This is a genomic window from Paenibacillus psychroresistens (assembly GCF_009728935.1).
GTDB lineage: Bacteria > Bacillota > Bacilli > Paenibacillales > NBRC-103111 > Paenibacillus_AC > Paenibacillus_AC psychroresistens.
In genome coordinates, this window is record NZ_CP034235.1 from 6,529,552 (window position 1) to 6,544,420 (window position 14,869).

Below are 14,869 nucleotides of genomic sequence, written 5' to 3' on the forward strand. Positions count from 1 at the left end.
TCACAGCTCAACCTTAGTTTATCCCATTAACTAAGGTAACATAGTATCCTAATTTTAAACACCCTGCAGATTCTTAAATTGATTATGGAACATCCCATAATAGGTCCCTTGCGCCGCTATCAGCTGCTCATGATTGCCTTTCTCAACAATTCCGCCATGATCTATAACCATAATACTATCCGCATCACGAATGGTATTAAGGCGATGAGCGATGATAAAGCTGGTCCGTCCTTGCATAATTTTCAATAAGGCATCCTGTATATGCAGCTCTGTTCGTGTATCGATGCTGCTGGTAGCTTCATCAAGAATCAGAATAGACGGCTTTGCCAGAATAACACGTGCGATTGCCAAAAGCTGCCTCTGACCTTGACTTAAATTGCCTCCATTTTCAGATAATAGGGTCTCATATTGCATTGGCAATCGCTTAATGAATGAATCTGCATTAGCCAGAACTGCCGCCGCTTCAACCTCATCTTGTGTAGCATCTGATTTGCCATATTGAATATTTTCCATAATCGTTCCTGAGAATAAATAAGTATCCTGCAGTACAATCCCAAAGCATTTTCTTAAGCTGTCACGTGTGTATTCTTTAATATCCACACCATCTATATAAATTGCCCCGCTTGTCACGTCATAGAATCTGGTCAGCAAATTAACAATCGTTGTCTTGCCTGCACCCGTAGGACCAACAAAAGCGTAGCTGCTTCCTGCTGCAGAATCAAAGCTAACATTTTGCAGGATAGGCACATCCGGTCTATAACCAAAGCTGACATTATCAAACACGACATGACCTCGAGGATTATGCAGGACAATTGCACCTGGCTTATCATCCGTTTCTTCATCCACATCCAATACTTCAAAAACCCGCTCTGCGCCTGCCACTCCTGATTGCAGCACATTGTACGTATTAGCTAGCTCCGTCAAGGGTCTAACAAATTGTCTAGAATAACTCAGAAAACTGGCTATGACTCCTACGGTAATATGTCCGTTTATCGCCAATACCCCACCGACAATAGCAACTGCCGCAAAGCCAATATTATTAATTACACTTAACAAAGGCATGAGAAAGCCTGACCAAATCTGCGCCTTCAAGCCAACCTCAGAAAGCTGATTATTAACCCTATCAAACTCATCAATTGCTTTAGCCTCATGGTTAAAGGCTTGAATGATCAGGATACCTGAAATCGTTTCTTCAATGTGGCCATTGAGCTGTCCGAGCTTTGCCTGCTGATCTTTAAAGAGCAGACTTGTTCTTTTGGTAATCGTACGAGCAAGTAGAATGACCAGAGGCAGCGTAATTAAACTAGCTAATGTTAATAAAGGACTCAGCACCAGCATCATCACGAGCGAACCGACAATTACTATTGAGCTCGACATGAGCTGGGTAGTGGACTGCGAAATCGTTGTACTGACATTGTCGATATCGTTGGTTAAGCGACTCATGACATCCCCATGCGATCGCGAATCGAAGTAGCCTAGAGGCAGTTTTTGCAGCTTATCGAATAATTTAAGCCGTAAATTTGCCACAATTCGTTGGGCTACGCCTGCCATAAGCCAGCTTTGCAGAAAGGTGAGGGCTCCATCTACGATAAAGGCTGCAATCAGAGACAAAATGACTATCTTAAGCAAGTACATATTGAACAAACCATGCGTCGTCGTGGACATGGACATAGCATCAATCGATAAGCCTAGCAGGTAGGGCACTGATAAGGTTATGATCGCATTAACCACAATCAGTAGGAAAATAATCGTTAATAATCTACGTTCTTTGCCAAAATACGCCCATAACCTGCCTATGGTTCCTTTAAAATTCTTCGGTTTAACTTTAACTCCGCCGCGATTGCCAAAGTTTCCCATATTACCTAGTGGATTAGGGCGAGCGGCAGCATCCGCTTGGGCTTTTTGCTCCGGTGATGGTTGATTGGCTTTAGACATTCTTATGCACCTCTTTACCGACCTGCGATTGGAAGATTTCCTGGTAAACTAGATTATTTTTCATTAGTTCATCATGGTTGCCCATCCCGACGATTTCACCTTCATTTAAGACTATTATTTTATCAGCATCCATCACGGAGGAAATTCGTTGAGCAATAATCAAGCAGGTAAGATCCTTCGCATAGCTCTTCAGAGCTTGCTTAATATTCGCCTCTGTTACTGGATCTACAGCACTTGTACAATCATCGAGAATCAGAATTTCCGGCTGCCGCACCAAAGCTCTCGCAATTGAAATCCGCTGCTTTTGCCCGCCTGATAAATTGACTCCGCCTCTGCCTAATCTAGTCTCATAGCCTTCTGGAAATTCAGCAATAAACGAATTAGCTTCAGCCATACTAGCTGCTTGCACGATTTCCTCCAGAGTTGCTGCTTCTTTACCCCATCTGATATTCTCAAGGATACTGCCACTGAACAACACCGTTTTTTGCGGAACTATAGCTACCTTTTCTCTTAAAAGCTTCGGATCTATCGTTCTCACATCCACTCCGTTTACCTCGACAGAGCCAGAGCTTGCATCATAAAAACGCGGGATCAAGCTAACTAGACTGCTTTTACCAGAGCCCGTAGAACCAATAATCCCCACTGTTTCACCTGACTTGCATTCAAAGGTTATACGACGAATTACAGGCTCACCCTCAAGCCCTTCATAAGAAAAAGCAACATCCTTGAACTCAACCTTACCCTTAACCTCAGCTTGCTTTGGAGCTTCCTTTTTCCAGGACATCTTATTTTCTTCCGCAAACACTTCGCCGATTCGTACTGCAGAAGCTCTAGCCCGCACGAACATATTAAATACCATTGAAATGACCATCAAGGCAAACAGAATTTGTGTCATATAGTTAGTAAAAGCAATGATATGCCCTACCTGCATATGCCCCTGTTTAACCTGAAGACCACCGAACCAAACCACAGCGACAATTCCAAAATTGACGGTTAGTGTTATGCCTGGAGTGAATATGGCCAAGGCACGCAATGCTGTTTTGGATCTTTCTTGGTACTGATCATTTGCTTTATCAAATTTGCCCACCTCATAATCAAAGCGGTTAAAGGCTTTTACAACCCGAACTCCCGATAAGTACTCTCTGATAATACTATTCATCCGATCAAGAGCTAACTGTACCTTGGTGAAAAAAGGAAAGCCTACCTTAACGTTAATCACAATGAGCAAGCCTACTAGTGGAACCACGATAAGCAGCACAATAGCCAAATGAGGATCCAGACGTATCGCCATAATAAGCGCACCTATACATAATAAGGGCGCCTTCATGAAGATGCGCATTAGCCCATTAACGAACACTTGCACTTGGGTCACATCACCTGTTAATCGGGTTACTAGAGAAGCTCTATCATATTTATCCAAATTCTCGAAGGAAAAGCCTTGGATTTTGCGAAACATATCCGAACGTAAGTCTGCGCCAAATCGCTGCGAAACCCGACTGGCCACAATATTGCGGCCACTGGCTGCAACTGCACCTACGGCTGTTATCAGCAGCATCAAGCCGCCCATACGCAGGACATAATCCAGATTATTCTGAGCTATACCAACATCGATGATTTTGGCGATGATTGTCGGCTGCATCAAATCTGCCAAAGCCTCGAAGGACAAGAAGATAAAAGCAAGCCCAAATTGCTTGCGAAACTTGCGTATATATTTATTTAAGAATTGCATGAATGCGACTCCCCTGTAGGACATAATAGAAAGTTTGCTTTGATAGAACTGGAAATTCTTTAAAGAAAACTGTTCATCTCCCAAATCGACTAATCAATAAATTCACGTTCAAAATCTATGATTTGCTGGTTATTTCCGATAATAACCATTACATCTGAATCATTTAAGATATCTGTTCCCATAGGTGCAATGGTTACACTATCTTTACGATTAATTGCAATAACGCTGCAGCCATATTTAACACGGAGATCCAACTCTTTAAGGGATAGACCAGACAAACGTTTAGGAACGGAAAGCTCGGCTACCGTGTAATCTTTGGATATTTCAATATAGTCCAACAGATTTGGAGATGCCAGCTGGTGCGCTACTCTGATGCCCATATCCCTTTCCGGGTAAACGATACGATCGACCCCCATCTTATTCAATACCTTGCCGTGTAGTTCGGTGAGTGCTTTGGCTACTACGGTTTTTACTTCCAATTCTTTCAAGAGCATCGAAGTTAAAATACTGGATTGAATATCATTGCCAATCGCCACAATAACGCAATCGAAATTACCAATGCCTAGTGCTTTCAAAGCCTCAATGTCTGTCGAATCAGCAATTACTGCACGGGTGAGTATTCCGTTCAATTTTTCAACAGTTTGCTCTGAGCTATCAATACCCAAAACGTCAAAACCGAGCTCGATCAATTCTTTAGCCAGGCTTGATCCGAACCTACCTAAGCCAATCACCGCATACTGTTTTTTCATGGCCAGTCTCCTATCCAATCGTAATTTTCCCTTCGGTATACCGATATAACTCTTTTTCTTGTTTAGGCTGGAGGGCGTAAGCCATTGTTATGGGTCCAAGTCTCCCTGCAAACATCGTTAAGCTGATCATGATTTTACCGAAAACAGTTAGATAAGGGGTAAGTCCTAATGATAAACCTACTGTTCCAAACGCTGATGTTACCTCGAATATGATTCTTATAAAGGCAGCATCCTCAGTGGTGGATAATACCATGGCTACAAAAATTACAAGGAATAATGCAAGCATGGTTAACGTAATCGCTTTAAGTATGCGTTCTTTGGCCAAGCGGAATCGGAAGAAAACGATATCTTCTTTACCGCGGATCATCGCAATCACTGCGCCAATTAGAATGGCAAAGGTTGTGGTTTTGATTCCGCCTCCAGTCGACCCAGGAGATGCACCGATAAACATCAGAATAACCAAGAAAAACTGGGTCGCTTGCCTTAAGCTGCTCAAATCCAGTGTATTGGCACCAGCCGTTCTTGGCGTTACAGATTGGAAGAAGGAAGCAAGCATTCTGCCTCCAAAAGATAAATGCCCCATAGTGTGAGGATTCGTAAACTCAAGAATAAAGATAATAATCGCCCCGGAAGCGATAAGAAAGCCTGTCATGCTGAGAACGACTTTGGAATGCAAGCTAAGTTTCTTAACCTTCTTGAATTCAATTAAATCGGATAAAACTATAAAACCTAACCCACCTAGAATGATTAAAGCCATAGTTACAAAATTCGTGATAAAGTCATTTGCATATCCAGTTAAAGAGCTGAATTCGCCATTAATAGAACCAAATAAGTCGAACCCTGCATTGTTAAAAAAAGAAATTGCGTGCCAGACTCCAAAGTAAAGCGCTTTAGAAAACCCGAGATCGAATGACCATCGGATAGTAAAAAGAACCGCTGCTGCACATTGAATAGAAAGGGAATACACTAGCACCTTGCGAAATAAACGGACAATCCCATCTACATTTTCCTGATTCAAAGCTTCTTTCAATAGAAGCCGCTCTTTAAACGAAATTCTCTTCTTAAGGACAAAAGCGATTAAAGTCGTCATACTCATAAATCCTAATCCGCCAATTTGAATTAATGCAATAATTACTATTTGTCCAAAAATCGTAAAGTGGGTTCCTGTATCGACGATAACTAGTCCAGTGACACAAGTAGCAGATGTAGCCGTAAAAAAAGCATTGATAAGGGTCAAAGAGGTACCATGAACAGAAGAGATCGGCAAAGCCAATAGGCATGTCCCAATCAAAATCATTAGAGCAAAGCCCAATACAAGCACCTGAGGCGGTGTAAACTTCCATTTACGGATATCAATCCAATTCATAAGAGCCTCCTAATTAAATCAAAAAAGTCGGAAAACCACGCTTCTTAGGCTTGGTCCATGATAAATGCATTATAACATTGACGATACATATTTGCATTGAAGGTGAGAATACTTATATAATAACAGACAGAAGAATAGAACCACACTGGAGGAGCCTGTCAATGCAGGCTTCTCTTTGTCATTTTTGGGGTTATTTCAGATTTATGGGTATCAAACACTTACTGGAGGCTATTCACATGCATTCGGAAACATTATTATTAGCACAGCATTATCTGTTGGCATTATTTATCATTTTTCTCATTGGGACTTTGGGAGGGAAATTGGCTGAGAAATTAGGACTGCCAGATGTTGCGATATTCATTGTATTAGGCATTTTGCTAGGTCCTTCTGTGTTGTCACTTGTCGATATCCATGCTGAGTCTACTATGAACCAGATGATTTTATTGTTCGGAGCTTGTTTTATTATTTTTCATGGCGGGGTTATTACCAGCTTTGAGATATTGCAGAAAGTATGGCGTACGATCAGCTTGTTGTCTACCTTAGGTGTCGTAATTACTGCATTTATTGTTGCTTTTGCAGCCATGTGGATATTTAATATTCCTTTTCTGGTTGCTCTGCTGCTTGGCTCAATCCTAGCTTCCACAGATCCAGCAGCACTTGTTCCGATATTTCAAAAGTTCCCGATTCGCAGGAAAGTAGCTCAAACCGTTATCACAGAATCCGCATTCACCGATGCAACAGGTGCAATTATGACTACAGTAGTATTTGGGTTGTTATTCTCAAGCAAGGATGCTGGAGTATTTTCTATCGGATTTGAATTTATCCAGCTTGCATTGGGTGGAATTATTGTAGGGGCTATTATCGGATTTGTAGCGACATTTCTTATTTCTGAAAATGACCGGGGTTTGTTACGTGAATTTACCCCCATGGTCGTAGTATTAGCTGTTCTAGGATCATATCTAGTGGCCGAACAGATTCATGCAAGTGGTTTTATGAGTGTCTTTGTTACAGGCTTAATGTTTGGAAATGCCAAATCTCTACGCCTAACTGTATTGCCTAAAGAAGAACAAGCAGCCCACCAATTCATTGATGCTGTGAGCTTAAAGCTGCGTATGCTAGTGTTCATTTTATTAGGAAGTCAGGTCGACTTTGCTGCGTTGAAACAATATGGATGGCTAGGTTTAATTGTTATTGCCATCTTCATTTTCGTAGCCCGACCGATTACCGTGCTTGCGAGTCTCTTACCCGATTCCAAAGCCAAATGGACGCGCCCGGAAGTCCTTTTCTTCTTCTGGACAAGGGAAACAGGTGTTATCGCTGCCGCACTTGCTGGAATTGTCGCAAGCTCTGGTCTGGCTGAAGGAAAGCTGGTGTCTGCTATCGTCTTTATGGCCATCCTAGTTACTCTGCTGCTGCAAGCAAGTACAACACCTTTTATTGCCCGAAAACTAGGCCTGCTCGAAAGCTCATCTGAATTGAAAAAGGGAGAACAGTAAGACCCGAATAAAATAATAAAACATCAACCGGATATAGAATGGTTGATGTTTTGATAAAATTTTAATGTTATTGAGGGAGCCATCCATTTAGCGGGCACGTTTCTTACTGCCACCCCAGTAATTAAAGTCGATTTTTTTTGTATTTCTTTTATCCTCCTCCTGAGCTGGTTTTATTAGTACTCCTTCTTGCCAAAGCTGATAGCCATAAATCACAATAGATAAACCTACAAATGTGAAGAAAACATTCCAACTTGTATAATTAACTAATTGATATAGCTTTAATTTGTTAAACCAATAATTCATAGGAAAAGCAAAAAATAAATCCATAATGATGTTAGTTATTAAATACAACCAAAACCTCCCGAAGGTAAAGTGAAATATCCAGATGGTTCCCACTAAAAAGGCACCATAAACAAATGGCACATAGGTAATAACCCAAGGAAATATAGTTTTTTCGACAACCCACCATTTAAACGTATAGGAAAGCTCATTTTGTAACGTCACTAAAAGTGAGCCAAAAATTGCTACTGGCATGAATCGCTTAATAGTCCACTTACTCAAGAAACACAATGAGGTCCATGATGAGATAAAAATCGTCCATAATAATATTGTGTTAAACATGTATGTACATACATCCTTTAAAAATAGATTTCAAAATCTAAGCTGTCTATGTGAACATATGTTAATATCTACACAAATTGTTTTTTTATACTACCGCTAATAAAACCTAAAAAAGTCCATTAAAAAACCTTCCCTCAATTAATTAACTTTTTGAGAGAAGGTCTTATATTGGTTTATATCTACCTATTTCATCATCGTTTTGTTGGCTAAGTACATTTCTATGAATGATTTACTAACATACGTCTTGCTATTAATTATTGTAGGTGCGCTTGAGAGCATTTTTTCGGACATATCCACAGTAATATTTTTACTGCCTACCTTAATTTTCACCATATATTTTTTCTCCATCATTTTGCTGTCGTCCACCTTCTTGTTATCCATCATTTTGCCGTCATCCATCTTCTTGTCATCCATCATTTTGCCGTCATCCATCATTTTGCCGTCATCCATCATTTTGCCGTCATCCATCTTCTTATCATCCATCATTTTACCGTCGTCCATCTTCTTGTCATCCATCATAGAGTTACTCATCGTTGTACATGTCAATGTAATAAAGTGAGTCTTAGCATCCCATGCAACTTGATATCCAAGGCTTTCTGCTATTTCTCTCAGCGGCACCAGCTCCATTTTGCTTTTAGTTACTACTTTTACTTTACTGTAATCGACCATTGCTTTCATGTCATCTGCAGCAGCAAATCCAGGTGCCAATAATGTTAAAGTTAGTAAAATAGCTGCTGCGATTTTAGTTAATTTTTTCATTTTCTATTCCTCCCAAATGGTTTTTTCTTCCTCCTAACCTTAACGAGTAAATATTATAAGATACTAACGCAATTGTTAATTAATCCTTACATTAAGCTTACAATTTATTAAATGGCAGCCTGCTAATTCCGATAAAAATTTGTTATATTCTGTTAATATCTTCGTAAGAATTACATTATTAATTTAGCTATCTTCCGCTCATAGCTCGTTAACCCTTTTTGTACCCTAGGCATATATCTAGCTATATACCTTAGATAAGGGGGCAGACGCTAAATGCAGAATAAGGGGCTAACCCAATTCAATAATTTGGACTCAAATAAAATAGGTCAATTCAAAATAATTTTTCATTGGAATCATTTGGACTGGATTTTTGCGGATCAAAAAATGAAGCAGGAATTTGAGGATAATCAATATTGGAAGAAGTGTATGCCTGCCGGGGTCAAGGTTGACCAGCAAGGGAACTACTATGTCTCGGTTCCGCGTTGGGCCCAAGGTATTCCAGCTACACTGAATCGAATTGTCATCCAGAATGGAAAGCCTTATCTAGAAGCTTTTCCAAGCTGGGAATGGAATAAAGCCGGAAGCTTAAATGCCTTGCAATCCGTATTGGGATATGAAATCGACGAATATAATCGAATGTGGATATTGGATCAAGGTAAAATCGATTTTAACCCTTCACCTGAGAGTTCACAGAAGCTGGTTTTATGGGATTTAAATACTAATAATCTAATCACTTCTATAATCATCCCGAATGAAATTGCTCCTTATCGCACCTCCATTCTCAATGACCTGGTCGTTGATAATACTAATGGGTATGTCTATATCACTGATTCAGGGAACGGCTGGACCGACCATCCGGTAGTCGGTGGAATCATTATCTTTAATATGCGAACTAAAACGTTCCGCAGAGTGCTTGATCAGCACTATAGTACGCAAGACTTTCCTGGGTTTCATTTTGAAATAGATTACCAACCGGTATATAGAAAGAAGCCCCTAAAAATAGGGGCCGATGGAATTGCTCTGTCTGCAGATCGCTTAACTCTCTACTACTGTCAGGTAACAGGGCGAAATTTATATGCTATTGATACTTTACTGCTAAGAAATTCCAACACTCCATTAGAGGAAATAGGTAAAGCTGTGCGATCCCTTGGAAGCAAAGGCACTAACAGCGATGGCATGCGTGGCGACAATAAAGGGAATATTTTTTATACTATGGTGGAAGGGAAGGGAGTTGGCTTCTTTTCACCTGAAAGCAACAGCTTTAATCATTTTGTCTCGGATGACAGAATGCTGTGGGTCGACGGTGTAGCCTTTGACCAACGGGGATCTATATTATTCAATAACAGCAGGCTCCACCAAATATTTGATGAACCTCAACCGGATATAGATTGGACCTACCCGTACAACTTTATTATCTGGAAGGCTTTCGTGGGCCATGATATAAAATCCTATTTATATGCAAATCCCAAGCCCGTTTCTCCAATTTAAAAAACCACAAAAGGACAAACCGTTTTTAAGGTCTGTCCCTTTGCATTAATCCAGCTTCTTACTCGTAGCCACTGTAATACATCTGAATTCTCGGTAATTATCATTGTATTCAATCGTCGCTGGATCACCCGTTTTTGCGGGTCGACAGGCACAGTAAAAGTGGTATAAAGTATCCTGCCAATAGATTACGGAAGATTTATGTGCATGTATTTCGTCCAATTCACCCGGACCTCCAATCGGAATCCAAGGCTCTGGTAAGCTATCCCAGTGTAATAAATCATTGGACAAAGCCAAAGCTCCTTGGGCATGCTTCCCATCAAAACCAAAGCCGAAATTGACCCAGCGCTGACCGTCATGTTTAATGCATGGATCGCTGTAATACTGGCTGAAGAAGCTATCGTCCTTAACAGTCATTAGTGGATTTTCTTCAGTTCGTGTCCAATGGATTAGATCCTCAGAAACAGCCACGCCTGTTTCTTCCTTCCATGGCCATTCTGCTTTCTCTTTGGCGTTATAGAACATCCAATACTGATCTTGAGCTTCGATCACACAGCATTTATACAACCCGCCTTGCTCCCATTCTGCACCTTGCTCATAGGTGAAAACAGGCTGTTCAAGCCGATGCCAATTCAGCAGCAGCTCATCCTCGCACCAAGCCAATCCCATAACTGCCCCGCCAGATTCATAGCCAACCTGCGGATAGGCATGATAGATCATCCAATATTTATTGTCTATTTTCTTAAGCTTCGGCAAAGTGTATAAATCAGCCGATTCCAGCAGAATCCATGAGCCCGCAGCACCTACATGATCCCAATGCGATGTTTCCGATCTTTCCAACATAAGTCCTTGAAATTCCCAATCGATTAAATTCGAGCTTGTAGCCAGCGCCGTTTGATAGCCCTCTCCATTGAACCCAATATACATCATGTGAAATAAGTCATTGTGATAGAAAACAAACGGGCAATCAACGCCCTTTTCATCAAAACTTCCAGCAATGCCTGACCCCTGAACTACCTGACGCCCCCATTTATGAGGTGTTGCTAAATGCTCAACTTCAGCTCGATTAATCATGTCCATATAATCTATACCTCCAATTGAAATACAAAGCTTTATCCCTTAACACTCCCCATTACCACACCTTTAATAAAAAACCGCTGCAGGAAAGGATATACAACTAATATCGGTAAAGCAGCTAAGAAAATTTGTGCACCTTTTAAGGTTCTGTCGGATACTTCTGATAGCGAAGATATATCGTTTGGGTCAAGCAGGCTAAATTCACGATTGACCACTACCGTTTGCAAATAGCTTTGCAAGGGATAATGCTCAGGCCGATTCATCAGAATTAATCCGTCAAACCATGAGTTCCAATGCCCCACCATCGTAAACAGCAGGATTGTTGCCAAAGCTGGACCGGATAAAGGAATATATATTTTTGCGAGAATGGTCCAATGATTGGCCCCATCTACAGTAGCTGCTTCTTCCAATTCCTTAGGGAGCCCGCGATAGAAGTTTAGCAGCAGCACAACATTGAATATAACCACGCCTCCTGGCAAGATCAACGCCCAAAGGCTATCTAATAAATGCACACTTTTGATAATAAGATACCACGGAATTAATCCACCACTAACTAACATCGTCAGGACAAAGAACCATGCATAGAAAGTTCTGCCTTTAAATGCTTTCGACTCTTTGGACAAAGGATAGGCTAGAAAAGTGACCAGAATCATACTGATGGTTGTGCCAAGAACAACCCGTTGCAGACTAATCCCAAATGCTCGGAGAAATTCAGGCTTCTGCAGCACATATTCATAGGATTTCAAAGTAAATTCCACGGGCCAGAGCTTAACTAAGCCTGCACTTGCTGCTGTGCTGGAGCTGAATGAGACCGCAAAGACATTAATTAAAGGCAGCAAACAGATCACAGCCATTAAGAATAAAAAGATATAATTGCCTGCATTAAATATTTTTCCAGATAAAGAAGCTTGCTTCACGACGAATCCTCCTATCTCCAACTAGAAAATCCGATAATTTGCCCATTTGTAAGCTAAATAATAGGAGCTGGAAATCAATATGACGGATACAAATGATTTTAATAGTCCAACTGCTGTTGCTAAGCTATATTGAGCCTGCTGGATGCCAAGCCTGTATACCCAAGTGTCGATTATATCCCCGCTTTCATAAACCTGAGGGCTATAAAGATTATAAATTTGGTCGAATCCTGCATTTAGTACATTTGCTAGGCTCAGGGTGCCCAATAACACAATGATTGGCGCCATCCCAGGAAGTGTGACATTCATCGTTTGCTTCCAACGGTTAGCACCGTCAATAACAGCAGCTTCATAAAGCGATGGATTAATCCCTGTTAAAGCGGCCAAATAAACAATTGTGCTAAAACCAAATTCCTTCCAAACGTCCGATGTGACCATTACATTTGCAAACCAATGATTGCTTCCAAGAAAGAAGATGGGATCAATCCCAAACACACCAAGCAGCTGATTCACAATTCCTGAAGATGGCGACAAAATATCAATTAGAATACCACCTAATATAATCCATGAAAGAAAATGCGGCAGATAAATCATCGTTTGAATCCAACGCTTAAATCTTTCCATCCTGATTTCATTTAAAAGCAAAGCAACGGTAATGGGAACTATTAACCCTGCTAGTATTTTTAAGATTGCAATATAGACCGTGTTCCGAATGACTATCCATATATCTGGCATTTGGAACAAATAAGTATAGTTTTCGAAGCCATTCCATTTGGAACCAAATATACCTTTAACTAAAGAATACTTCTTAAAAGCAATGATTAATCCCAATATGGGACCATAGCTAAAAATAAGTACAAGTATGAAGGATGGAAGCACCATTAGATGAAGCGGAAACTCACGTCCGAACCGTTTACTATTCATAACTAATCTCCCACCTAACTTTTCAAAGATTAGGAAAGGCCGGAGGAATACTCCGACCTTCCCCGTAAACTATTTCTTATTTGTTTGCATACCATTCATTAGCTTCTTTAGTAATTTGCTCTCCGCCAAGCTTGTTCCATGACTCTACATACTTATCAAACTCAGTAATTGGTGCACCAAGAATTATTTTCGCAAAAGTTTCTAGTGTCAATTTTTCTAATATGGCATTTTTCTCAGTCATTGTCGTAGTTAGTGGTCCAAAAAATTCGTTTTTGGTCAATTGCTTATTCTGATCATAGTACTGACCAATCACAGCCCAAGAACCGCCATCTCCGAACACTTTGTTTGTTCCCCAATTGGTGCGATCGCCGCCTTGGAATAAGAGAATTTTATCATAGTAGCCTTTTCCTTCGGGATTCAATTTACTTGCATCTTTGGATTGAAGCGCATCAACAACACTCTTATGAATAGCAAGTAGACCCTTTGTTGTTCCATATCCACCTGACATTAGAGCATATTTGAAAACTTCAATACCTCCAGAAGTTTGATAAATATCAGGCTGTGCTTTATCTCCGTCTATTTTTTCATTATAGAAATTAAACATTTTTACGATAGCTTCCGGATTCTTGGCACCTTTTTTCACTACCCAGAACTCATCAAAGTTTGCATCTGTTTGGACATTAGCTGGTGTTCCATCAGCGGAAGGAATCGGATAAGCCGTCCATTCTGCAGTCAGGTCCTTAGTTACTCCATCCTGTAATGGCCAAAGTGGATTCCACATTGCCCCAAAACTCATCCCTACTTTACCAGCTACTTGCAATTCAGCCGCTTTACCGCCATCTTTAATCCCAAATTCTTTATCAATTACTCCTGCTTTATACAGTTCCTGCAGCTTAGCCAAAGCCGTTTTCATTTCTGGCTGAACACTGCCGTATACCAGCTTGCCTGCAGCATCTTTAACCCAAATTTTCATATATGCATGGTAGCCGTTCATGAAACCGGACAAGTCAGGGTAACCGCCGAGAATATCCTTTGAAGCAGCAAGACCGTAAGTATCATTCTTCTTATTGCCGTCTGGATCTTGTGTTGTAAATGCATTTGCAATTTTCAGGAAATCATCCATAGTCTTAGGCTCTGGAAGATTTAGTTTTTTCAGCCAATCTGTACGAACATATAATAGATTTGCTCCGCCATAATAATCTTCAGCATGTGGTATCGCCATCAGCTTGCCTTTTTCGCTTGCTGCAAGCTTTGCATTAACGCCGCGATCGATCATTTCTTTGGTTTGTGCTGATCCATAGTCATTCACTAGACCTGTTAAATCCTCAAGTTTATCTTCTGCAACTAGCTGTCTAAATTGCTTAGCGTTAACTCGAAAAAAATCAGGTAAATCATTAGCCGCAATCGATAGGTTTAGCTTTTGTTCATATTGAGCTCCAGTTACAACCCATAAGTTTTTAACTTTGATTCCAAGCTCGGATTCATAAGCTTTTGTCCAAACATTATTGTCTAAGGATTCGCCTTCTTTAAACTTATCCGATGGTTCTTGATTTCTCACAGTCGTTATCTCGATAGCCGGTTCATACTTAGCATTAGGATCAGGCTTAGCCGTTTCTACTGCAGCTACCGGTGTAGCTTCTGGTGCTGTTGTTCCTGGTGCAGCTGTTGCCGCTGCTTCTGGGCTTGCTGTTTCAACTGCTTTCCCATTACTGCATGCCGCAATTGCAGCTGTAAGTAGTAAAATAAAGGATAGATTCAACCATTTCTTAACATTCTTCTTCATTTGTTTTTGCCTCCCTGATAATGTGATAAGG

Annotated in this window: 12 protein-coding genes; 2 read left to right on the forward strand and 10 right to left on the reverse strand. The window is 40.7% G+C overall.

Annotation, left to right across the window (positions count from 1 at the left end; all coding sequences use genetic code 11):
- Positions 1 to 54: 54 nt before the first annotated feature.
- The 4 genes from EHS13_RS29630 to EHS13_RS29645 form a co-directional block, all read right to left on the reverse strand.
- A complete protein-coding gene (locus tag EHS13_RS29630; RefSeq protein WP_155703833.1) occupies positions 55 to 1,935 on the reverse strand; it encodes an ABC transporter ATP-binding protein in 1,881 nt (626 codons plus the stop codon).
- Positions 1,928 to 3,664, reverse strand: a complete 1,737-nt coding sequence (locus EHS13_RS29635; protein ID WP_155703834.1) for an ABC transporter ATP-binding protein — start codon at positions 3,662 to 3,664, stop codon at positions 1,928 to 1,930. The genes EHS13_RS29630 and EHS13_RS29635 overlap by 8 nt, the downstream gene beginning before the upstream one ends.
- A gap of 89 nt (positions 3,665 to 3,753) precedes the next feature.
- Complete coding sequence (locus EHS13_RS29640) at positions 3,754 to 4,413, reverse strand: potassium channel family protein (protein ID WP_155703835.1); 660 nt, start codon at positions 4,411 to 4,413, stop codon at positions 3,754 to 3,756.
- 10 nt (positions 4,414 to 4,423) lie between these two features.
- Positions 4,424 to 5,779 (reverse strand): TrkH family potassium uptake protein, encoded by a 1,356-nt coding sequence (locus tag EHS13_RS29645; protein WP_155703836.1) that lies wholly within the window; start codon positions 5,777 to 5,779, stop codon positions 4,424 to 4,426.
- Positions 5,780 to 6,015: 236 nt separating this feature from the next.
- Between EHS13_RS29645 and EHS13_RS29650 the strand changes: the two genes are divergently transcribed.
- A complete protein-coding gene (locus tag EHS13_RS29650) occupies positions 6,016 to 7,275 on the forward strand; it encodes a cation:proton antiporter (protein WP_162463313.1) in 1,260 nt (419 codons plus the stop codon).
- 87 nt (positions 7,276 to 7,362) lie between these two features.
- Here the strand turns inward: EHS13_RS29650 and EHS13_RS29655 are convergent, their stop codons facing one another.
- The gene (locus tag EHS13_RS29655; protein ID WP_155703838.1) at positions 7,363 to 7,809 is read right to left on the reverse strand and encodes a hypothetical protein; all 447 of its coding nucleotides are present in this window, start codon (positions 7,807 to 7,809) and stop codon (positions 7,363 to 7,365) included.
- A gap of 270 nt (positions 7,810 to 8,079) precedes the next feature.
- Positions 8,080 to 8,655 carry a stalk domain-containing protein gene (locus EHS13_RS29660; RefSeq protein ID WP_155703839.1) on the reverse strand — a complete coding sequence of 192 codons (576 nt, stop codon included), beginning with the start codon at positions 8,653 to 8,655 and terminating at the stop codon, positions 8,080 to 8,082.
- A 273-nt stretch (positions 8,656 to 8,928) separates the two neighbouring features.
- Between EHS13_RS29660 and EHS13_RS29665 the strand changes: the two genes are divergently transcribed.
- Entirely contained in the window at positions 8,929 to 10,143 is a 1,215-nt protein-coding gene (locus EHS13_RS29665) for an L-dopachrome tautomerase-related protein (protein WP_155703840.1), read from the forward strand.
- Positions 10,144 to 10,188: 45 nt separating this feature from the next.
- Here EHS13_RS29665 and EHS13_RS29670 read toward each other — a convergent pair whose 3' ends face one another.
- From EHS13_RS29670 to EHS13_RS29685, 4 genes are all read right to left on the reverse strand, one after another.
- Positions 10,189 to 11,220 carry a glycoside hydrolase family protein gene (locus tag EHS13_RS29670; protein WP_227013590.1) on the reverse strand — a complete coding sequence of 344 codons (1,032 nt, stop codon included), beginning with the start codon at positions 11,218 to 11,220 and terminating at the stop codon, positions 10,189 to 10,191.
- A gap of 32 nt (positions 11,221 to 11,252) precedes the next feature.
- Entirely contained in the window at positions 11,253 to 12,134 is an 882-nt protein-coding gene (locus EHS13_RS29675) for a carbohydrate ABC transporter permease (protein ID WP_227013591.1), read from the reverse strand.
- 21 nt (positions 12,135 to 12,155) lie between these two features.
- Entirely contained in the window at positions 12,156 to 13,055 is a 900-nt protein-coding gene (locus EHS13_RS29680; RefSeq protein ID WP_155703841.1) for an ABC transporter permease, read from the reverse strand.
- A 76-nt stretch (positions 13,056 to 13,131) separates the two neighbouring features.
- The gene (locus tag EHS13_RS29685) at positions 13,132 to 14,838 is read right to left on the reverse strand and encodes an extracellular solute-binding protein (protein WP_155703842.1); all 1,707 of its coding nucleotides are present in this window, start codon (positions 14,836 to 14,838) and stop codon (positions 13,132 to 13,134) included.
- Positions 14,839 to 14,869 lie beyond the last annotated feature (31 nt).